General features: G+C 59.8%; 19 protein-coding genes. 12 read left to right on the forward strand and 7 right to left on the reverse strand.

From position 1 onward, the window contains the following. Nucleotides 1-113 precede the first annotated feature (113 nt). From rpsM to bfr, 7 genes are all read left to right on the forward strand, one after another. Nucleotides 114-470: a 30S ribosomal protein S13 gene (gene rpsM, locus CD175_RS28235; protein WP_009045849.1), complete on the forward strand. Its 357-nt coding sequence runs from the start codon at nucleotides 114-116 to the stop codon at nucleotides 468-470. A gap of 30 nt (nucleotides 471-500) precedes the next feature. Further along, nucleotides 501-890 carry a 30S ribosomal protein S11 gene (rpsK, locus tag CD175_RS28240; RefSeq protein ID WP_002555466.1) on the forward strand — a complete coding sequence of 130 codons (390 nt, stop codon included), beginning with the start codon at nucleotides 501-503 and terminating at the stop codon, nucleotides 888-890. Nucleotides 891-908: 18 nt separating this feature from the next. Continuing rightward, nucleotides 909-1,529, forward strand: coding sequence for a 30S ribosomal protein S4 (gene rpsD, locus CD175_RS28245; protein ID WP_003176404.1), 621 nt, complete (start codon nucleotides 909-911; stop codon nucleotides 1,527-1,529). A 22-nt stretch (nucleotides 1,530-1,551) separates the two neighbouring features. Next, on the forward strand, nucleotides 1,552-2,553 hold the full coding sequence (locus CD175_RS28250) for a DNA-directed RNA polymerase subunit alpha (protein ID WP_007970428.1): 1,002 nt from the start codon (nucleotides 1,552-1,554) through the stop codon (nucleotides 2,551-2,553). Nucleotides 2,554-2,595: 42 nt separating this feature from the next. Further along, nucleotides 2,596-2,982, forward strand: coding sequence for a 50S ribosomal protein L17 (gene rplQ / locus CD175_RS28255; protein WP_007970429.1), 387 nt, complete (start codon nucleotides 2,596-2,598; stop codon nucleotides 2,980-2,982). A 239-nt stretch (nucleotides 2,983-3,221) separates the two neighbouring features. After that, complete coding sequence (locus CD175_RS28260; protein WP_104451274.1) at nucleotides 3,222-4,676, forward strand: catalase; 1,455 nt, start codon at nucleotides 3,222-3,224, stop codon at nucleotides 4,674-4,676. 149 nt (nucleotides 4,677-4,825) lie between these two features. Then, on the forward strand, nucleotides 4,826-5,290 hold the full coding sequence (gene bfr, locus CD175_RS28265) for a bacterioferritin (RefSeq protein WP_007970123.1): 465 nt from the start codon (nucleotides 4,826-4,828) through the stop codon (nucleotides 5,288-5,290). 64 nt (nucleotides 5,291-5,354) lie between these two features. On the opposite strand, the gene uvrA is transcribed toward bfr, so the two are convergent. After that, on the reverse strand, nucleotides 5,355-8,189 hold the full coding sequence (gene uvrA, locus CD175_RS28270) for an excinuclease ABC subunit UvrA (RefSeq protein WP_104451275.1): 2,835 nt from the start codon (nucleotides 8,187-8,189) through the stop codon (nucleotides 5,355-5,357). 191 nt (nucleotides 8,190-8,380) lie between these two features. Between uvrA and CD175_RS28275 the strand changes: the two genes are divergently transcribed. Both CD175_RS28275 and CD175_RS28280 read left to right on the forward strand, forming a co-directional pair. Next, complete coding sequence (locus tag CD175_RS28275; protein WP_104451276.1) at nucleotides 8,381-9,778, forward strand: MFS transporter; 1,398 nt, start codon at nucleotides 8,381-8,383, stop codon at nucleotides 9,776-9,778. A gap of 9 nt (nucleotides 9,779-9,787) precedes the next feature. Continuing rightward, complete coding sequence (locus CD175_RS28280) at nucleotides 9,788-10,303, forward strand: single-stranded DNA-binding protein (RefSeq protein WP_007970128.1); 516 nt, start codon at nucleotides 9,788-9,790, stop codon at nucleotides 10,301-10,303. 104 nt (nucleotides 10,304-10,407) lie between these two features. Here the strand turns inward: CD175_RS28280 and CD175_RS28285 are convergent, their stop codons facing one another. Further along, complete coding sequence (locus tag CD175_RS28285; RefSeq protein WP_104451277.1) at nucleotides 10,408-10,956, reverse strand: cysteine hydrolase family protein; 549 nt, start codon at nucleotides 10,954-10,956, stop codon at nucleotides 10,408-10,410. A 101-nt stretch (nucleotides 10,957-11,057) separates the two neighbouring features. On the opposite strand from CD175_RS28285, the gene CD175_RS28290 reads away from it, so the two are divergent. The 3 genes from CD175_RS28290 to CD175_RS28305 all read left to right on the forward strand — a co-directional run bounded on the left by CD175_RS28290 (nucleotide 11,058) and on the right by CD175_RS28305 (nucleotide 14,193). Further along, nucleotides 11,058-12,050, forward strand: a complete 993-nt coding sequence (locus CD175_RS28290) for a GlxA family transcriptional regulator (protein ID WP_104451278.1) — start codon at nucleotides 11,058-11,060, stop codon at nucleotides 12,048-12,050. 285 nt (nucleotides 12,051-12,335) lie between these two features. Then, entirely contained in the window at nucleotides 12,336-13,445 is a 1,110-nt protein-coding gene (locus CD175_RS28300; RefSeq protein WP_104451279.1) for a DUF3182 family protein, read from the forward strand. Continuing rightward, on the forward strand, nucleotides 13,435-14,193 hold the full coding sequence (locus tag CD175_RS28305; RefSeq protein ID WP_104451280.1) for an alpha/beta hydrolase family protein: 759 nt from the start codon (nucleotides 13,435-13,437) through the stop codon (nucleotides 14,191-14,193). The genes CD175_RS28300 and CD175_RS28305 overlap by 11 nt, the downstream gene beginning before the upstream one ends. Nucleotides 14,194-14,333: 140 nt before the next feature. Here CD175_RS28305 and CD175_RS28310 read toward each other — a convergent pair whose 3' ends face one another. The 5 genes from CD175_RS28310 to CD175_RS28330 form a co-directional block, all read right to left on the reverse strand. After that, the gene (locus CD175_RS28310; RefSeq protein WP_104451281.1) at nucleotides 14,334-15,320 is read right to left on the reverse strand and encodes a lysylphosphatidylglycerol synthase domain-containing protein; all 987 of its coding nucleotides are present in this window, start codon (nucleotides 15,318-15,320) and stop codon (nucleotides 14,334-14,336) included. Further along, a complete protein-coding gene (clsB, locus tag CD175_RS28315; protein ID WP_104451282.1) occupies nucleotides 15,307-16,599 on the reverse strand; it encodes a cardiolipin synthase ClsB in 1,293 nt (430 codons plus the stop codon). The genes CD175_RS28310 and clsB overlap by 14 nt, the downstream gene beginning before the upstream one ends. Beyond that, complete coding sequence (locus tag CD175_RS28320; RefSeq protein WP_104451283.1) at nucleotides 16,596-17,393, reverse strand: endonuclease/exonuclease/phosphatase family protein; 798 nt, start codon at nucleotides 17,391-17,393, stop codon at nucleotides 16,596-16,598. Before CD175_RS28320 ends, clsB begins: the two co-directional genes overlap by 4 nt. Further along, entirely contained in the window at nucleotides 17,390-18,316 is a 927-nt protein-coding gene (locus CD175_RS28325; protein WP_104451284.1) for a DUF72 domain-containing protein, read from the reverse strand. The genes CD175_RS28320 and CD175_RS28325 overlap by 4 nt, the downstream gene beginning before the upstream one ends. A gap of 110 nt (nucleotides 18,317-18,426) precedes the next feature. After that, nucleotides 18,427-19,638 (reverse strand): MFS transporter, encoded by a 1,212-nt coding sequence (locus tag CD175_RS28330; protein WP_104451285.1) that lies wholly within the window; start codon nucleotides 19,636-19,638, stop codon nucleotides 18,427-18,429. Nucleotides 19,639-19,951: the final 313 nt, after the last annotated feature.

A 19,951-nucleotide genomic window follows, 5' to 3' on the forward strand; every position in this document is an offset into this window, starting at 1 on the left:
GCCCGGCAGCTAGTGCGCTGCCGGGTTGATTATTTGTTATTACAGCGATATTATCTCGCGCCCTATTTCTTGGCTTCCGGGGCGTAGGTAGCTGTCAATTGGAGTCCCACTGAATGGCCCGTATTGCAGGCGTTAACATTCCAGATAACAAGCATACTGTTATCTCGCTGACCTACATCTATGGTGTTGGTCGCACTACTGCACAGAAAATTTGTGCAGAGACTGGGGTAAACCCAGCAGCAAAGATCAAAGATCTGAGCGACGAGCAGATTGAACAGCTGCGTGGCGAAGTGGCGAAGTTCACCACTGAAGGTGACCTGCGTCGCGAAATCAACATGAAAATCAAGCGCTTGATGGACCTCGGTTGCTATCGCGGTCTGCGTCATCGTCGCGGTCTTCCAGTGCGCGGTCAGCGTACCAAGACCAACGCGCGTACCCGTAAAGGTCCGCGTAAGCCGATCCGCAAGTAATCGCCCCAGCGAATCGACAGGAATTTAATCATGGCAAAACCTGCTGCTCGTCCTCGTAAAAAAGTTAAAAAGACAGTGGTTGATGGCATCGCCCACATCCATGCATCTTTTAACAACACCATCGTGACCATTACCGACCGTCAAGGTAACGCTCTTTCCTGGGCTACCTCCGGTGGTTCGGGTTTCCGCGGTTCCCGCAAGTCCACCCCGTTTGCTGCTCAGGTAGCTGCTGAACGTGCTGGTCAAGCTGCGCTGGAATACGGCCTGAAAAACCTCGACGTCAACGTCAAAGGTCCAGGTCCAGGTCGTGAATCCGCAGTCCGCGCTTTGAACGGCTGTGGCTACAAGATCGCCAGCATCACCGACGTGACGCCAATCCCGCACAACGGGTGCCGTCCGCCGAAGAAGCGCCGCGTGTAATCCAGGAGATTGTAAAGAATGGCTCGTTACATTGGTCCAAAATGCAAACTCGCTCGTCGCGAAGGCACCGATCTCTTCCTGAAGAGCGGCGTGCGCGCGATCGAATCGAAGTGCAACATTGAAGCAGCACCTGGTATCCACGGCCAACGCCGCGGTCGCCAGTCCGACTACGGCACCCAACTGCGTGAAAAGCAGAAGGTCCGTCGTATCTACGGCGTTCTCGAGCGTCAATTCAGCGGCTACTACAAAGAAGCTGCTGGCAAGAAAGGTGCAACCGGTGAGAACCTGCTGCAACTGCTCGAATGCCGTCTGGACAACGTTGTATACCGTATGGGCTTTGGTTCGACTCGTGCCGAATCCCGTCAGCTGGTATCGCACAAGTCGATCAGCGTAAACGGTCAGACCGTTAACGTTCCGTCCTACCAGGTTCGTGCTGGTGACGTGGTCGCTGTTCGCGAGAAAGCAAAAAATCAACTTCGCATTGTCCAAGCTCTCGATCTGTGTGCCCAACGTGGCCGCGTAGAATGGGTAGAAGTAGACACTGAGAAGAAGTCGGGCGTTTTCAAGAACGTTCCAGCTCGCAGTGATCTGTCCGCCGACATCAACGAAAGCCTGATTGTCGAGCTCTACTCCAAGTAAGGGCTAGAAAATAGGTGCATCCATGCAGATTTCGGTAAATGAGTTCCTGACACCCCGCCACATTGATGTGCAGGTTGTCAGTCCAACCCGCGCCAAGATCACTCTCGAGCCTCTCGAGCGTGGTTTCGGCCATACCCTGGGCAACGCGCTGCGCCGCATCCTGTTGTCCTCAATGCCCGGCTGTGCAGTAGTCGAGGCCGAGATTGACGGTGTGCTCCACGAGTACAGCGCCATCGAAGGTGTACAGGAAGACGTAATTGAAATCCTGTTGAACCTTAAAGGTCTGGCTATCAAGCTGCACGGTCGTGACGAAGTTACGCTGACCTTGTCGAAGAAGGGTTCGGGGGTGGTTACCGCTGCCGATATTCAGCTGGATCATGATGTCGAGATCGTTAATCCCGATCACGTAATCGCTAACCTGGCGTCTAACGGCGCTCTGAACATGAAGCTCGTAGTAGCTCGTGGTCGTGGTTATGAACCGGCAGACTCGCGTCAGAGCGATGAAGACGAAAGCCGCAGCATCGGTCGCTTGCAGCTTGACTCTTCGTTCAGCCCGGTTCGCCGTATCGCATACGTGGTGGAAAACGCCCGTGTCGAGCAGCGTACTAACCTGGACAAGCTGGTTATTGATCTGGAAACCAACGGTACTCTGGATCCTGAAGAGGCTATTCGCCGCGCTGCAACCATCCTGCAACAGCAGTTGGCTGCGTTCGTCGACCTCAAGGGTGACAGTGAGCCAGTGGTTGTCGAGCAGGAAGACGAGATCGATCCGATCCTGCTTCGCCCGGTTGACGATCTGGAACTGACTGTACGTTCGGCTAACTGCCTTAAGGCGGAAAACATTTACTACATCGGTGACCTGATTCAGCGTACCGAAGTGGAACTGTTGAAGACTCCGAACCTGGGCAAGAAATCCTTGACTGAAATCAAGGACGTTCTGGCCTCCCGCGGTCTGTCCCTCGGCATGCGCCTCGACAACTGGCCGCCTGCAAGTCTTAAGAAGGACGACAAGGCGACTGCCTGATCGTCGTAATCACCGAACGTAGTGTTTGGTAAGGAATGAACCATGCGTCATCGTAAAAGTGGTCGTCACCTGAGCCGCACCAGCTCGCACCGCAAGGCCATGTTCCAAAACATGGCGGTGTCGCTGTTCGAGCACGAGCTGATCAAAACGACTCTGCCAAAAGCCAAAGAACTGCGCCGCGTTGCCGAGCCGCTGATCACTCTGGCCAAGACAGACAGCGTTGCTAACCGTCGTCTGGCTTTCGACCGTACTCGTTCGAAAGCTATCGTTGGTAAGCTCTTCAACGACCTGGGCAAGCGTTACGCTACCCGTGAGGGTGGCTACCTGCGCATCCTCAAGTGCGGTTTCCGCGCTGGCGACAACGCGCCTATGGCGTACGTCGAGTTGGTTGATCGTGCTACTGCTGGCGAAGCTGTATCCGCCGAGTAAGACGTCAGTCTGAAACAAAGAACCGGGCCTAGTGCCCGGTTTTTTGTGCCTGTAAGAAATGTACCTTCGTATAATCCTTGAATCCTTCCCCTTGTCATATTATCGGTTGGGGGACTGATCGTTAGTTATTTTCTATCGATGCCTGCAAGTTAATGAATTTGTAGGTGTAATATTGATGATCAATACTCCTTCTCAGCCGATAGCCGGCAGTTCAAGACCGACAGAGGAAGGAAGATCGCATGAGCCAAAACAAAACGCTTACCACCGCCAGTGGCGCTCCTGTTGCCGATAACCAGAATTCCCGTTCCGCCGGCCCCCGTGGCCCGCTGCTGCTCGACGACTTTCATCTGATCGAGAAGCTTGCCCACTTCAACCGTGAAAACATCCCTGAGCGCCGTGTGCACGCCAAAGGCTCGGGTGCCTACGGTACGTTCACTGTGACGCGCGATATCACTCAATACACCAGCGCGAAGCTGTTTGAGGCAGTCGGTAAGCAGACCCCGACTTTCCTGCGGTTTTCCACCGTGGGTGGTGAGCGTGGTTCGGCCGATACCGAGCGTGATCCGCGCGGCTTTGCCTTGAAGTTTTACACCGAGGAAGGCAACTGGGACATCGTCGGCAACAACACGCCCGTGTTCTTCATTCGCGATCCACTGAAGTTTCCGGACTTTATCCACACCCAGAAGCGTTTGCCACAAAGCAACCTGAAGAGTGCCCAGGCGATGTGGGACTTCTGGTCGCATTCGCCTGAGGCGTTGCACCAGGTCACCATTCTATTCTCCGACCGGGGTATCCCTGACGGATACCGCCACATGCACGGCTTTGGCAGCCACACTTACAGCCTTATCAATGCTCAAGGCGAGCGCCACTGGGTGAAGTGGCACTACAAGACCCAGCAGGGGATCAAGAACCTTGCTCCAGCGGAGGCTGCGCGCCTGGCGGGTACTGATCCGGATTACGCCCAGCGCGATTTGTTCAACGCCATCGAGCAGGGTGATTTCCCGAAATGGCGCGTGTGCATTCAGATCATGAGTGAGGCTCAGGCGGCGGCGCACTACGAGAACCCGTTTGATGTGACCAAAACCTGGTCGCAGAAAGAGTTTCCACTGATTGAGGTCGGAGAGCTGGAGCTCAATCGCAATCCACAGAACTACTTCGCGGAAGTCGAGCAAGCGGCGTTCGGCCCCAGCAATATGGTGCCAGGCGTTGGTCTTTCGCCGGATCGTATGCTGCAAGGCCGGGTATTCGCCTACGCGGACGCTCATCGCTACCGTGTCGGCACCAACCACCAACAGTTGCCAGTCAACGCTCCGCGCAGTCCGGTCAATACCTATCAGCGCGATGGCTCGATGGCCTTTGGCAGCAATGGCGGTGCGGCGCCGAACTACGAGCCAAACAGCTATGTCGAGTCGCCGAAGCAGGCACCTCGTTACGCAGAGCCCGCGTTGGCCCTCAGCGGTGCGGCGGATCGTTACGACCACCGCGAAGACACTGATTACTACAGTCACGCCGGCGCGTTGTTCCGCTTGATGTCTGAACAGCAGAAATCACTGCTGGTCAGCAACATCGCCGGTGCGATGGCGGGGGTGTCGAGTGATGTGGTTGATCGCCAGCTGCAACATTTCTACAAGGCTGACCCGGCGTATGGAGAAGCAATCGCAAAACTGCTCAACGTACAGCTTAACGAAGTCTAAATGAGAAGCAGAACCGCCCTTGATTGGGCGGTTTTTTGCGTTATTTCAGCCGGTTTTCTCAGAATATCTTCGCTTTTATTGCGTCTTGCGAGTGACGATAGGGGCATGTTGGTTCAAACTACAACTTTCAAGCAGGGAGATGTAGGGCGATGCAAGGCCACCCAGATGTGATCGATTACCTCAACACGTTGCTGACCGGCGAACTGGCCGCGCGTGATCAATATTTCGTCCACTCGCGGATGTATGAGGACTGGGGTTTCACCAAGCTCTACGAACGAATCAACCACGAGATGGAAGAGGAAGCAGGGCACGCTGATGCCTTGATGCGCCGGATTCTGATGCTCGAGGGCACTCCGCGCATGCGTCCGGATGATCTCGATGTCGGCACCACGGTGACCGAGATGCTCGAAGCGGATTTGCGTCTGGAATACAAGGTGCGGGCTGCGCTGTGCAAGGGCATCAAGCTCTGCGAGCAGCACAAGGACTACGTCAGCCGCGAAATGCTGCGGGTTCAATTGCATGACACCGAAGAAGATCATACCTACTGGCTCGAAAAGCAGCTGGGTCTGATCAAGTTGATCGGACTTGAGAACTACCTGCAATCCCACGCCTGATTCAGCGAATACAAAAAAGCCCCTGTCACCGATGAAGTGACAGGGGCTTTTTCATGGCGCCCGGTTAAGCCCGATCGCGCTCCAGCAGCGGCTTGAGGTAGTAGCCGGTGTGAGACTGCTTCATCTCGGCCACTTCCTCCGGTGTGCCGACGGCGATGATCTGGCCGCCCTTGGAACCACCCTCCGGACCGAGGTCCACCAGCCAGTCGGCAGTCTTGATCACGTCCAGGTTGTGCTCGATGACCACCACGGTGTTGCCGTGGTCGCGCAGGCGATGCAGCACGTCGAGCAGTTGCTGGATATCCGCGAAGTGCAACCCGGTGGTCGGTTCATCGAGGATGTACAAGGTCTTGCCGGTATCACGCTTGGACAATTCGCGGGACAGTTTCACCCGCTGCGCTTCACCTCCGGAGAGCGTGGTCGCCGATTGCCCAAGCTTGATGTACGACAGGCCGACGTCCATCAACGTTTGCAGCTTGCGCGCCAGGGCCGGTACGGCATCGAAGAACTCTCGCGCTTCCTCGATGGTCATCTCGAGGGTTTCGTGGATGCTCTTGCCCTTGTATTTGATCTCCAGGGTTTCACGGTTGTAGCGCTTGCTCTTGCACACGTCGCACGGCACGTAGATGTCCGGCAGGAAGTGCATCTCGACCTTGATCAGGCCGTCACCCTGGCAAGCCTCGCAGCGCCCGCCCTTGACGTTGAAGGAGAAGCGCCCCGGGCCGTAGCCCCGCGAGCGGGACTCCGGCACGCCGGCGAACAACTCGCGGATCGGCGTGAACAGTCCGGTATAGGTCGCCGGGTTGGAGCGTGGTGTTCGGCCGATCGGGCTCTGGTCGATGTCGACGACCTTGTCCAGGTGCTCCAGGCCCTTGATGCTGTCGTGGGTGGCCGCCTCAAGCGTCGTGGCGCCGTTGAGCGCGGTGGCGCTCAGCGGGAACAGCGTGTTGTTGATCAGCGTCGACTTGCCTGAGCCGGACACGCCGGTCACACAGGTCAGCAGGCCGATCGGAATCTCCAGGTCGACATTGCGCAGGTTGTTGCCGCGCGCGCCCTTGAGCGCCAGCGTCAGCTTTTTGTTGCGCGGCGTACGTTTGGCCGGGACTTCGATTTTCACTCGGCCCGACAGGTATTTGCCCGTCAGCGAGTCCGGATGCGCCATGACCTCGGCCGGTGTACCTTCGGCGACGATATGCCCGCCGTGCACGCCGGCGCCCGGGCCGATGTCCACCACGTAGTCGGCCAGGCGGATCGCGTCTTCGTCGTGCTCGACCACGATCACCGTGTTGCCGATATCGCGCAAATGCTTGAGGGTGCCCAGCAGCCGGTCGTTATCGCGCTGATGCAGACCGATGGAAGGTTCGTCGAGGATGTACAGGACACCCACCAGGCCGGCGCCAATCTGGCTGGCCAGGCGAATGCGCTGGGCCTCGCCACCGGACAAGGTGTCGGCACTGCGGTCCAGCGACAGATAGTCGAGGCCGACGTTGACCAGGAATTGCAGGCGTTCGCGGATTTCCTTGAGGATCTTGTCGGCAATTTCGCCGCGACGACCGGTGAGCTTGAGCCCGCCAAAATAGTCGGACGCATCGCCGATCGGCAGGTTGGTCACCGCCGGCAGGGTTTTCTCGCCGACCCACACGTGCCGCGCCTCACGGCGCAGGCGGGTGCCGCGGCAGTCCGGGCATGACTGGGTACTGAGGAACTTGGCCAGCTCTTCGCGCACCGATGCCGATTCGGTTTCGCGGTAGCGGCGCTCCAGGTTCGGCACGATGCCTTCGAACGGGTGCGAGCGTTTGACGATGTCGCCACGGTCGTTCAGGTATTTGAAGTCGACGTTTTGCGAACCGCTGCCGTGCAGGATGAATTTCTGCTGGTCGGCGGGCAGTTCGTTGAACGGTACTTCCAGACTGAATTTGTAGTGCGAGGCCAGCGAACCGAGCATCTGGAAGTAATAGACGTTACGTCGGTCCCAACCGCGAATCGCCCCTTCGGCCAGGGTCAGTTCGCCGTTGACCAGGCGCTTGATGTCGAAAAACTGCTTTACCCCCAGACCGTCGCAGGTCGGGCAGGCGCCGGCCGGGTTGTTGAAGGAGAACAGCTTGGGTTCCAGCTCGCTGATGGCGTGGCCGCAGATCGGGCAGGCGAAGCGTGCGGAGAAGATCATCTCCTCGCCCGGCTCGTCGTCCATCGGCGCTACCAGGGCAATGCCGTCCGCCAGTTTCAGCGCGGTTTCGAAGGATTCGGCCAGGCGTTGCTGCAGGTCGGCGCGAACCTTGAAACGGTCGACCACGACATCAATGGTGTGTTTTTTCTGCTTGTCGAGCTTGGGTGCTTCGTCCAGCTCATAGAGCTTTCCGTTGATCCGGGCACGGACGAACCCTTGGGCGCGCAGTTCTTCGAAAACCGACAGGTGCTCGCCTTTGCGCTCGCGGATGACTGGGGCCAACAGCATCAGCTTGCTGCCCTCCGGTTCGGCGAGGACCAGGTCGACCATCTGGCTGACGGTCTGCGCTTCCAGCGGTATGTCGTGGTCCGGGCAACGGGGAATACCCACGCGTGCATACAGCAGGCGCAGGTAATCGTAGATTTCGGTAATGGTGCCGACCGTCGAACGCGGGTTGTGCGAGGTGGACTTCTGTTCGATGGAGATCGCCGGCGACAGGCCTTCGATGGTGTCGACGTCGGGTTTTTCCATCATCGACAGGAACTGCCGGGCATAAGCCGACAGCGATTCGACGTAGCGGCGCTGGCCTTCGGCGTACAGGGTGTCGAAAGCCAGGGACGACTTGCCGGAGCCGGACAGGCCGGTGATGACGATCAGCTTGTCCCGTGGCAGGGTCAGGTCGATGTTCTTCAGGTTGTGGGTTCGAGCCCCACGAATCAGGATCTTGTCCAAGGTGGCCTCGCTCGGCGGGCGTCGAAAACGTAGGAGTATACGGCCAAATACTGGATGGATGCACACTATCAAACGAGAGGGTTACTGTCTTACATGAAGAGTGTGTCAGCAATGCGCGTCAAAGCGTCGCGATATACCCCGCCAATCGATGGGACTGGTAGAATCGCCGCCGGTTCACATGAGGTTTTTCCATGCACGATCCCCACAGCGAGCGCATGAGTGGTAGCGAGACCCGCGCAGCAAGCGGTCTGGCCCTGGTGTTCGCCTTCCGTATGCTTGGCATGTTCATGGTGTTGCCGGTACTGGCGACCTATGGGATGGATCTGGCCGGCGCCACACCGGCCCTGATCGGCCTGGCGATTGGCGCTTATGGCCTGACCCAGGCGGTCTTCCAGATTCCGTTCGGTTTCATTTCCGACCGCATCGGCCGTCGCCCGGTGATTTACCTGGGTTTGATCGTCTTTGCCCTCGGCAGTCTGCTGGCCGCCAATGCCGATTCGATCTGGGGCGTGATCGCCGGGCGAATCCTGCAGGGGGCCGGGGCGATTTCCGCCGCGGTCATGGCCTTGCTGTCCGATCTGACCCGCGAGCAGCACCGGACCAAGGCCATGGCCATGATTGGCATGACCATCGGCTTGTCGTTTGCGGTGGCCATGGTGGTCGGCCCGCTGTTGACCCGCGCCTTCGGGTTGTCCGGATTGTTCCTTGCCACCGGCGGCATGGCGCTGTTTGGCATCGTGATCGTGATGTTCATGGTGCCGCGCTCCACCGGCCCGTTGCAGCACCGTGAGTCCGGTGTCGCGCGCCAGGCATTGATGCCGACCCTCAAGCACCCGGACCTGCTGCGCCTGGACCTGGGTATTTTTGTCTTGCACGCGATGTTGATGTCCAGCTTCGTCGCCTTGCCGCTGGCGCTGGTCGAGAAAGCCGGGCTGCCCAAAGAGCAGCACTGGTGGGTGTACCTGACCGCGCTGCTGATTTCTTTCTTCGCCATGATCCCGTTCATTATCTACGGCGAGAAGAAACGCAAAATGAAACGAGTTTTACTCGGCGCCGTCGTGACGTTGATGCTCACTGAGCTATTCTTCTGGCAGTTCGGCGACAGCTTGCGGTCTCTGGTGATCGGTACGGTGGTGTTCTTCACCGCGTTCAATCTGCTGGAGGCTTCATTGCCGTCGCTGATCAGCAAGGTTTCACCGGCAGGCGGCAAGGGCACGGCGATGGGGGTTTATTCCACCAGTCAGTTCCTCGGCTCGGCACTGGGGGGAATCCTCGGTGGTTGGCTGTTCCAGCATGGCGGTCTGTCGGTTGTGTTCCTCGGATGCGCCGGTCTGGCTGCCCTCTGGCTGGCCTTTGCTGTTACCATGCGCGAACCTCCCTACGTCACAAGCCTGCGCTTGCCGTTGTCGCCCGAGGCGATCCGCGAAGCGGGTCTGGTCGAGCGCCTGAAGGCGGTCGTAGGGGTAACAGATGCAGTCATCGTCGCGGAAGAGGCGGCGATTTACATCAAACTGGACACCGAACTATTGGATCGCACCACCCTTGAGCGCCTGGTGAACAACCCGGCCGGGGCAGCGTGCGTAGCCTAGGAGAACGTTATGGCCCGTGGGGTTAACAAAGTCATATTGGTCGGCACTTGCGGCCAGGATCCCGAAGTTCGCTACTTGCCTAACGGTAATGCCGTGACCAACCTGAGTCTGGCGACCAGCGAACAGTGGACCGACAAGCAAACCGGTCAGAAAGTCGAAAAGACCGAATGGCACCGTGTATCGATGTTCGGCAAGGTTGCAGAAATCGCCGGCGAATACCTGCGTAAAGGTTCGCAGGTGTACATCGAAGGCAAGCTGCAGACCCGCGAGTGGGAAAAAGACGGTATCAAGCGTTACACCACCGAAATCGTGGTCGACATGCAAGGCACCATGCAACTGCTGGGCGGCCGTCCACAGGGCGACCAGCAGGGCCAGGGCGGCGGTAACAACTACCAGCAATCCGCTCCGCGTCAGCAGGCTCCACGTCCTGCTCCGCAACAGCAGCCACAGCGTCCGGCCCCTCAACAGGCCGCACCGCAACCGGCTCCGGATTTCGACAGCTTTGATGACGATATTCCGTTCTAAAGCAGCTGCAAGCCTCAAGCTACAAGCAGCAAGCTGAGAAAACAAAACCCGCACTTCGGTCTGAAGTGCGGGTTTTTTATGGGCGGTGAAATTTAGTTGCAGACTCAGGCCGCGAGGAAATCGTTGGTCGACACCACGCTGGCATAGGCAAACGCCAGTGCCGCCATGAACGCCGCATGAACCTGCGCCGCCGGAACCGATACGCCATTGAATTCCAGGTCACGGGTGGCGCAGGCGTCGTGGATCACGGTCACCGTGTAGCCGAAATCCGCCGCCGCACGGGTGATGCCGTCGACGCACATGTGGCTCATGCTGCCCACGATCACCAGTTCCTTGATGCCTTGCTCGTCGAGGATCGATTTCAGCTCGGTTTCGCGGAACGAGTTGACGAAGTGCTTGAGCACCACCGGTTCGTCGGCGCGGTTGATCACTTTGGGGTGCAGCTTCGCGCCTTCGGAGTTCGGGGTGAAGAACGGTGCCTCTGCGGAGGTGAATTCGTGGCGGATATGCACCACCGGATCACCGGCATCACGGAAGGCCTTGATCAGGCGGACGGCGTTGTCGGCGGCGGCATCGGCGCCGACCAGTGGCCACTTGCCTTGGGGGAAGTAGTCGTTCTGGATATCGACTACGATGAGCGCTTGCTTGGCCATGACTGTTTCCTCGAAGTGTGTGTGGGTGTGGAATGAAGTATTGGCGCTGGCAGGCGGTCCGGGGATTGGCCGCACCGACAATAAGAGGGGGAAAACTGACAATGGACGCAGAAAGGGCAATCGCCGAGCTCGGTGTGCTGATCTATCCCGGCGCGCAGATGGCGGCGGTGCATGGCTTGACGGATTTGTTCGGGGTGGCGAACCGGATCGCCGCCGAGCATCAGGCTGCCCAGTTGACCCTGCTGCGGGTCAGCCATTGGCAGGTCGAGGGTGATCAGCCGCCGGTCCGGGTCTTCGACAGCCATCCCGGCCCGGAGCGTGCCCTGGTGGCCGTGTTGATCCCGCCATCGATTGCCGGTTTTTCCGAGGGCCAGGCGCCACAGAGCTTGATCCACTGGTTGCGCGAGCAACATGCCAGCGGCGCGACACTGGGCGGGGTTTGCGTGGGCTCGATCCTGTTGGCTGAAAGCGGTCTGCTCGACGGTCGCAGCGCCACCACCCACTGGACTTCGGCCAAGACCTTTGCCGAACGTTATCCGGCGATACGGCTCAAGGCCGATACACCGATTGTCGATGACGGCGATCTGATCACCACCGCCGGACTGATGGCGTGGTCTGAACTGGGTTTGCGCCTGGTCAACCGCCTGCTGGGACCGAGCATTGCCACCAGTACCGCACGTTTTCTGGTGGTGGAACACAGCGACAGCGCCAGCGAGTGCGGCAGCAATTTTGCGCCGATCCTCAGTCATGGCGATGCGGCGATCCTCAAGGTTCAGCACTGGTTGCAAAGCACCGGGGCGACCGAGGTATCGCTGACGGCGATGGCCGAAAAGGCAGGACTGGAAGAGCGCACCTTCCTGCGACGCTTCCGCTCGGCCACCGGGCTCAAACCCACCGAATACTGCCAGCATCTGCGAGTCGGCAAGGCTCGGGAAATGCTCGAATTCACCAACGGCACCATCGACCATATTGCCTGGACGGTGGGTTATCAGGACCCCGGCGCGTTTCGCGCGACATTCAAGAAAATCACCGGGCTGGCGCCGAGTGATTATCGGATGCGGTTCGGGGTGACGCCTGGGGCTGCGGCACGGTAAGTGGAACACCGAAAATACAGTGTAGGAGCGAGCCTGCTCGCGATAGCGGTGTGTCAGGCGACATCAATGTTGATAACGCTGGCCTCATCGCGAGCAGGCTCGCTCCCACAGGGAATCGTGCAAAATGCCGGAGTATCAAAGGGCGTCGTGCAGAATAAAACAGGCCCCATGCCATCACTCTCTACGCAACGGGCTGATTTAAAACCCCTCTTTCCGTAACGGGCCTTGGCCTGATCCCTGCACCCCTCCAACTATATTCATCAAGCGTCGATTGAAGGGGGATGCATGACCCCAACAAACCGCAAGAAACTGGTGGTTGCCCATTCGGTTCGCGCCGACGCGCCACTGCACGAAGTCGAGACCAACCGTGCGCTGGCGCGCTGGCTGGCGCAGATATTGGGGCTCAAGTACGGCGGCAGTTACGATCCGCAATTGCACGACGGTCGCGACCTCTACCTGTTGCCGACCCAGACGCTGGTGGGCGCTGAGGCTGCCCGGCAACTGGGGGTCAAGGGACCGGAGGATTTGTGGGGGGGGTATGTCGACCATGATTTCATCTGCACCAAAGCCATCAGTCATGGACTGCTGAACCACCATGCCCATGCGCCGCCAGGCTGGGCTCCTTTGTTTTCCCAGCGGGTACGCAGCGTCGTACTCGACGGTCTCAGCGTGTTCTGCCTGAAGGATGCTCGCCCGGCGGCGGAACACTTGTTGTACACCGGGCCGATCCGCCTGAAGCCGATACACGCTTGCGCCGGACGTGGTCAGGAAGTGATCCAGAACCTCGACGAGTTCGATGAAATTCTGGCCAGGCCCGAGGCTGACGCGACCTTCACCGAAGGTGTGGTGCTGGAACAGGATCTTGATCAGGTGATTACCCACAGCGTCGGCCAGAGTTTCATCGGCGACAAGGTGCTGAGTTACTGCGGTGATCAATACTTGACCAAGGACGCAGAGGGCGAGGAGGTGTATGGCGGCTCGAACCTGTTGGTGGTGCAGGGCAGCTATGACGATTTACTGAAGCTGGACCTGGCCGATGACGTGCGGATGGCTATCCAGCAGGCGCAGGTGTTCGACAGCGCCGCGGATGAAGCCTATCCGCGTTTCTATGCGTCACGGCGCAACTACGACATCGCTCAGGGCATCGATAGCGGCGGCAAACAGCGCAGCGGTGTGCTCGAACAGTCCTGGCGCATGGGCGGTGCCAGCAGTGCCGAGGTGGCGGCCTTGCAGAGTTTCGTCAACGATCCGGGAATGCGCGCGATTCGTGTGTCTTCGGTGGAAACCTACATCGATCAGCCGCTGCCGGCAGATTCCATCGAGGTGTATCGCGGGCCGGCGCAAAGCAGTGACTTTCTTCTCAAGTACGTGACGGTTAAATCCTATGACGGCTAGAAGCGAATCCATTCAGATCGACATCGATGACGAACAGATGAGCGGGACTTTTCTGAGCCCCAAATCGAAAGTGCCCGGCGTACTCTTCGTGCACGGTTGGGGCGGCAGTCAGGAGCGGGACCTGGAACGCGCCAAAGGCATCGCCGGCTTGGGGTGTGTATGCCTGACCTTCGACCTGCGCGGACACACCGGCGGCACCGGCATTCCATTGTCCCGGGTGACCCGGGAGGACAATCTGCGCGACCTGCTGGCAGCCTATGACCGCTTGCTCGCGCACCCGGCCCTCGATACCTCGGCGATTGCCGTGGTCGGCACCAGTTATGGGGGTTATCTGGCCTCGATTCTGACTTCGCTGCGGCCGGTGCGCTGGCTGGCGCTGCGGGTGCCGGCGCTCTACCGCGACGAGCAATGGCACACGCCGAAACGCGACCTGGACAAGCTGGATCTGCGTGATTACCGAGGCACACTGGTGCGTGCCGACAGCAACCGGGCCTTGCATGCCTGCTCGCAATTTCGCGGGGATGTCTTGCTGGTGCAGTCCGAGACCGACGACTATGTGCCCCACGCGACGATCATGAGCTACCGGGCGGCCTGCCAGCAGACGCACTCCATGACCCACCGCATCATCGACGGCGCCGACCACGCCTTGAGCGACCCGGTTTCCCAGCAGGCCTACACCTCGATCCTCGTCGACTGGATTACCGAGATGGTGGTCGGGGAGCGGTTGAGCATTATTCAATCATCCTGAGATTTGTGGTGATCTTGCGGACGCCTTCGCGAGCAGGCTCGCTCCCACAGTGGGCCGGTGTGAACTCAACATGTGTGACTTGCGCAGATCAAAGGTGGGAGCGAGCCTGCTCGCGAAGGCGTCCGCAAGCACACCCCAAATCATTTGGGCTTCTTTGAAATCCGCAACGACTTGGCCTTGGCCTCCACCAACAGGTACATCACCAAGGCAATCAATAGCGGCAGGATGAAATAAATCGCCCGATAGGCCAGCAGCCCGGCCACCAGGCTACCCCGCGACACCTCGTGTTGCAGCAGCGCCACGAACACCGCCTCGAGCACGCCGAGCCCCGCCGGGATGTGGGTGATGACCCCGGCGATGGCGCTGATCAACAGCACGCCCAGTACCAGTGGATAGTCCAGTTTGCTCGGCAGCAAGGTGAAGATCACCGCTGCCATCAGCGACCAGTTCAGCGCACCGAGGGCCAGTTGCAGCACTGCCATGCGCAAGGACGGGAGGTCGATTTCGATGCCGCGGATCGCCCACTCCCGACGTTTAGCAAAGCGGCATGCCGCCAGGTATCCGGCGCTCAGCAGCAACAACAGAACCCCCACGCCTTGCAGCGCACTGCTGCTGAGCTTCCAGCCCGGCGGCATGCGCACCAGCCCGCTGCTGAACACGGCGCCGGCAATGACCATGTAGCCGAACCAATTGGTCGCCAGGCTCAGGCCAAGGATCTTTGCGATGTTGCTCTTGCTGACCCCGAGCCGCGAATACAACCGGTAGCGCATGGCGATGCCGCCGACCCAGGCGCTCAAGTTCAGGTTGAAGGCGTAGCTGATGATCCCCACGGGCAGTATCTGCTTCCAGGTCAGGTTCTGGCGGATGTAGGTGCGGCCGATCAGGTCGAAGCAGGCGTACACCAGAAAGCTCACCAGGGTCAGCCCTGACGCAATGATCAGCGTGCGCACCTTGAAATCGGCCAGGTTATCGAACACTTCGTTCCACTCGAGGCGCTGGGCGAGCATCGTGAACAACACGATCAGCATCAGGAAAAACAGCATCGTCAGCGGTCGTTTCCAGCGGCTCCAGTGCGACTTGCCCGGGCTTTTGGCGTCAGTTGCCATGTGGGGCTCAGCGCGGTTCATGGTCAGCGCTCCCGGTCGGAGGGGGGATGGGTTTCAGGCGAGGTTTGTGCGCCGGCAACCAACCGGCCCAAGCCGGGAAATGCCGCAGGAAATGAAACACCAGAAAACCTATGGTCATGTGCCAGACACGCCCGCGCGGCGGGATGTCGTGAGACATGGCCTTGCAATGGTTGTCGCTGAGGTCTTCCAGGCGATCGAACAGAACTCGATTGAAGCCACGGTCGCGGATCAGCACGTTGGCTTCCAGATTCATCGACAGGCTCAACGGGTCGAGGTTGCTCGAGCCAACGGTGCTCCAGTCTTCATCCACCAAAGCGACCTTGCCGTGCAATGGGCGGTCGCAGTATTCGTAGATCTTCACCCCGGACCTGAGCAGGTAATCGTAGGTCATGCGCGCGGCGAGTTTGGCCACCACCATGTCCGGTTGCCCTTGCAGGATCAGTCGCACATCCACACCCCGGCGGGCCGCGTTGCGGATATCGCGCAGCAGGCGGAAGCCGGGAAAGAAGTAGGCATTGGCGATCACCACCCGACGCTTGGCCTGGCGCAACACCTGGCGGTAAACCTCTTCAATGTCGCTCGGGTGTTCACCGTTGTCGCGGTACACCAGACGTACCTGGCCATCGTGATCGCTGAAGGCCAGTTCCGAACGCCGCTGCCGACGGCGTTGCCACCAGTATTTGGCGTGTGCCGGGCGACCGCACTGCAGCAGAGCGAAGTGATGGATGTCAGCCACCGCCGGGCCTTGCACCTCCACGGAATAGTCCTGCTTGGCCTCGGGACCGAAGTCGGCAAGGTGATCGGCAGAAAAGTTGATCCCGCCGATGAAGGCAATGCTGCCGTCCACCACCACTATCTTGCGGTGCAGGCGCCGGAACCAGTTGGTGCGGATGCCCAGGCGTTTCGGCGCAGGATCGAACATTTGCAGGTGCACGCCGGCCGCGGTCAGGGCGGTGAGAAACCCGGTACTCAATTCGCCACAGCCAAAGCCGTCGAGGCTGACGGTGGTGCGCACGCCGCGTTGAGCGGCTTCGATCAGGATCTGTTGCAGTTCATTGCCAACCTTGTCCTCGAACAGAATGAAGGTTTCCAGCAGGATTTCACGTTGAGCCTGGCGCAGGGCGTCAAAGACCCGGGGAAAATACGCTTCGCCGTTTTCCAGCAACTCGACGCGATTGCTGCCTTGCCAGCCGTATTCGACGTCGACCGCTGTCGGCTCGCGGATCGGCGGAGCGGGGATGTGATCCAGCGTGGTTTTTTCCATCGACTGGCTGCTCATAACTCGATCTCCACCGACAGTGGGGCGTGGTCGGAAAGGTGCGACCAGGGGCGGCTGGTCAGTACTTGCGGACGGCTGGCCCTGAGGTTGCGCAGGTAGATGCGGTCCAGGCGCAATGCCGGCAGGCGCGCGGGGAAACTGCGCGCCGGCTTGCCGTGATGCGCGGCGAAGACTTCGCGTAAACCGCAGGGTTTGAGCAACGCATCGGCGCGCTGACGCCAGTCATTGAAGTCCCCGGCGACGATCACCGGGGCATCGGCGGGCAGGGCGTCCAGGCGCTGGGCGAGCAGCTTCAGTTGCGCCGTGCGGTGACTTTCGCGCAGTCCCAGGTGCACGCAAATGGCATGCACTTCCTGGCCGTCGCCGGGCAGGCGCAACACACAATGCAGGATCCCGCGGTTCTCGTGGCCGCTGATGGACACGTCGAGGTTGTCATGGCGGATGATCTGGAATTTCGACAACAGCGCGTTGCCGTGATCGCCCGCCGGATACACCGCATTGCGGCCATAGGCGAACTGCGGCCACAGGGTGTCGGCGAGGAACTCGTATTGAGGCACCGCCGGCCAGTTGGTGTAGCGCTTGGGGTGGTGCTCGTGGGTGCCGTGGACTTCCTGCAAAAACACCACATCGGCAGACACGCTGCGCACCGCTTCACGCAGTTCCGGCAGGATGAAACGCCGGTTGAGCGCGGTAAAACCTTTATGGGTGTTGACCGTCAGCACCGTGAAACGGCTTACGGTCGTATTGATGGGTGTCTGTTCGTCGGTGACACCGACCGGCTCGGGAATGCTCATGGCAACACACCCTCGGCGGCAGGCTCGCCGGGGACGGTGGCGAGGTTTTTATCCAGATGCAGACGCTCCAGCAAATAGCGTGCGTCGAAGGGGGCGCGGACTTTGATGTCGTTATCGAAATAACAGAACACTTCCCGGGATGTGCGCGCCTTTGGCTTCTGCCGGGGCGCGATCAATTGGGGATCAGCCGGTTGTTGGCCGTGATGCCAGGCTTCGATTCGTTCGCCCCAGCGTTTCAGTGCCTGTGGGGTGTAACCGCTGGCGTAGAGCGCCTCGGCACCATGCAGGCGCAGGTAGACGAAGTCGCTGGTGATGTCTTCGCGGTACGGCCATTTGCCTGCGGTGTCGGCGATGACCAGGGCCGTGTTGTAGCGCTTGAGCAAGCGCACGAACAGCGGATCGACAAAGCTTTCATGGCGGATTTCCACGGCATGGCGCAAGGGCTGCTTTTTGTAAGCCTTGAGGCTGGCGTGGCCGTTGACGTGAGCATCGTGCTGGCGGGCGAGGGCGGCAGCCTGTTGGGTATCATGGGGCAGTTGGTCGAGAAAGGATTCGAACAACTCGGCATCGAACTTGAAACTGGGCGGGAATTGCCAGAGGATCGGGCCGAGTTTTTCCTTTAGCTCCAGAACCCCGGAAGCAAAAAAGTTCGCCAGCGGCTTGTGGATATCCCGCAGACGCTTGATATGGGTGATGAAGCGTGGGGCCTTGACGCTGAAAACGAAGTCGAACGGGGTTTCGCCGTACCATTGAGCGTAACGTTCGGGACGCTGCAGGGCATAGAACGATCCATTGATTTCGATGCTGTTGACCGCCCGCGAGGCGAACTGCAATTCGCGTTTCTGGGTCAGCCCCGGGGGGTAGAAATCTCCCCGCCAGGGCGTGTAGCGCCAGCCTGAAATACCGATATGAATCGCCGCCATGTCGCCTCCGGTCTGCCTGCCCTGTCTTAGGGTGACTGCGCGGTGGCGGTGAAAGTTTCGGCGCCGGTACGGACGGTAGAGGTCTTGAGCACACCTCTACCCAGGGTTTATCAGTGGCCAGCGATAACGCGTGCGGAGCCCTCCGCCGGCTCGGCGTACACCGGGCCAAGGCGATCAAGACGCCCACTCCACGCCGTCAAGGCCAGCGCCACCAGCACCACCAGGCCACCGCTCCACGCGGTGTGGATCAACCCCATGTGGGCGACGATCAGGCCACCGCCCCAGGCGCCACCGGCAATGCCGAGGTTGAACGCGGCGATGTTCAGGCCGGATGCCACGTCCACGGCATGGGGTGTGTGATGTTCGGCCTGGCGCACCACGTACACCTGCAATCCCGGCACGTTGCCGAATGCCACGGCGCCCCAGACCAGCACGGTAGCCAGCGCCAGCCAGGGATTGCCGGCAGTGAAGGTCAGCGCGAACAACACGGCGGCGAGCAGGGCAAAAATGATTTTCAGGGCGCTGATCGGACCGCGTTTGTCCGCCAGTTTGCCGCCCCAGATGTTGCCCACGGCCACGGAGATGCCGTAGACCAGCAACACCAGGCTGACGGCGCTGGCACTGAAGCCGGAGAGGTCCTGAAGTATTGGCGCGAGGAAGGTAAAGGCGGTGAACGTGCCGCCGTAGCCGATGGCCGTCATCGCATACACCAGCAACAGGCGAGGTTGCTTGAGCACCTGCAATTGCTGCAAGAACGACGCGGGTTTGCTGTGGGCGATATGTTTCGGCACGTAGATCAGGCTGCCGATGAAGGCGATGACGCCCAGTGTCGAAACGGCGAGGAAGGTTTCGCGCCAGCCGAAATGCTGGCCGATGAATGTCCCCAGCGGCACACCGGTAACCAGTGCTACGGTGAGGCCGGTGAACATGATGGCAATCGCGCTGGCGGCTTTTTCCTTCGGCACTAGACTGGTGGCGATGGTCGAACCGATCGAGAAAAACACCCCGTGGGCCAGGCCGGTGACGATCCGTGCGAGGATCAGCGACTCGTAACCTGGCGCTTGCCACGCCAACAGGTTGCCGAGGGTGAACAGCACCATCAGCGACAACAGCAGCAACTTGCGCGGAACCTTGCCGGTGAGGGCGGTCAGCACCGGGGCTCCGACGGCAACGCCAAGGGCATACAGGCTGACCAGCAGGCCGGCGGACGGCAGGCTGACGCCGAGGTCAGCGCCAATGGTGGGTAACAGGCCAACGATGACGAACTCTGTCGTCCCGATGGCAAAGGCGCTGAGGGTCAGCGCGAGCAAGGCAATGGGCATGGCTGCAACTCCGGAAGATGATTCGATGGAGCGCAGTGTCGGGATTTTGCTCGTGAGGAAAAATATAGGGATGGACATTTGATATTTGCCTTGGACGCAAAGATCGCAAGTGCGGGTGTTAGTCTGTGGCGAGGGAGCTTGCTCCCGCTCGGCTGCGCAGCAGTCGCAAGCTCGTCGAACGCGGTGAATCTGATGAATCTGACTGTAAGGTATTGGGGGCGCTTCGCACCCCAGCGGGACGGTGCGGTGATCCGACAAGCTCCCTCGCCACATGGGGTATCGCTGTTCGGCTATCCAGAGGCAATGCCCGAAC

The sequence above is a fragment of the Pseudomonas laurylsulfatiphila genome (assembly GCF_002934665.1).
GTDB lineage: Bacteria > Pseudomonadota > Gammaproteobacteria > Pseudomonadales > Pseudomonadaceae > Aquipseudomonas > Aquipseudomonas laurylsulfatiphila.

Excerpts from the sequence above, each read along its gene's own strand:
- CD175_RS28290 (WP_104451278.1), top strand. The coding sequence starts at position 11,058 with ATGGACGCAGAAAGGGCAATCGCCGAGCTCGGTGTGCTGATCTATCCC.
- CD175_RS28300 (WP_104451279.1), top strand. The coding sequence starts at position 12,336 with ATGACCCCAACAAACCGCAAGAAACTGGTGGTTGCCCATTCGGTTCGC.
- rpsM (WP_009045849.1), top strand. The coding sequence starts at position 114 with ATGGCCCGTATTGCAGGCGTTAACATTCCAGATAACAAGCATACTGTT.
- CD175_RS28320 (WP_104451283.1), bottom strand. The coding sequence starts at position 17,393 with ATGAGCATTCCCGAGCCGGTCGGTGTCACCGACGAACAGACACCCATC.
- CD175_RS28325 (WP_104451284.1), bottom strand. The coding sequence starts at position 18,316 with ATGGCGGCGATTCATATCGGTATTTCAGGCTGGCGCTACACGCCCTGG.
- CD175_RS28285 (WP_104451277.1), bottom strand. The coding sequence starts at position 10,956 with ATGGCCAAGCAAGCGCTCATCGTAGTCGATATCCAGAACGACTACTTC.
- clsB (WP_104451282.1), bottom strand. The coding sequence starts at position 16,599 with ATGAGCAGCCAGTCGATGGAAAAAACCACGCTGGATCACATCCCCGCT.
- rpsD (WP_003176404.1), top strand. The coding sequence starts at position 909 with ATGGCTCGTTACATTGGTCCAAAATGCAAACTCGCTCGTCGCGAAGGC.
- rpsK (WP_002555466.1), top strand. The coding sequence starts at position 501 with ATGGCAAAACCTGCTGCTCGTCCTCGTAAAAAAGTTAAAAAGACAGTG.
- CD175_RS28260 (WP_104451274.1), top strand. The coding sequence starts at position 3,222 with ATGAGCCAAAACAAAACGCTTACCACCGCCAGTGGCGCTCCTGTTGCC.
- bfr (WP_007970123.1), top strand. The coding sequence starts at position 4,826 with ATGCAAGGCCACCCAGATGTGATCGATTACCTCAACACGTTGCTGACC.
- CD175_RS28310 (WP_104451281.1), bottom strand. The coding sequence starts at position 15,320 with ATGAACCGCGCTGAGCCCCACATGGCAACTGACGCCAAAAGCCCGGGC.
- CD175_RS28280 (WP_007970128.1), top strand. The coding sequence starts at position 9,788 with ATGGCCCGTGGGGTTAACAAAGTCATATTGGTCGGCACTTGCGGCCAG.
- rplQ (WP_007970429.1), top strand. The coding sequence starts at position 2,596 with ATGCGTCATCGTAAAAGTGGTCGTCACCTGAGCCGCACCAGCTCGCAC.
- CD175_RS28330 (WP_104451285.1), bottom strand. The coding sequence starts at position 19,638 with ATGCCCATTGCCTTGCTCGCGCTGACCCTCAGCGCCTTTGCCATCGGG.
- CD175_RS28305 (WP_104451280.1), top strand. The coding sequence starts at position 13,435 with ATGACGGCTAGAAGCGAATCCATTCAGATCGACATCGATGACGAACAG.
- CD175_RS28250 (WP_007970428.1), top strand. The coding sequence starts at position 1,552 with ATGCAGATTTCGGTAAATGAGTTCCTGACACCCCGCCACATTGATGTG.
- CD175_RS28275 (WP_104451276.1), top strand. The coding sequence starts at position 8,381 with ATGCACGATCCCCACAGCGAGCGCATGAGTGGTAGCGAGACCCGCGCA.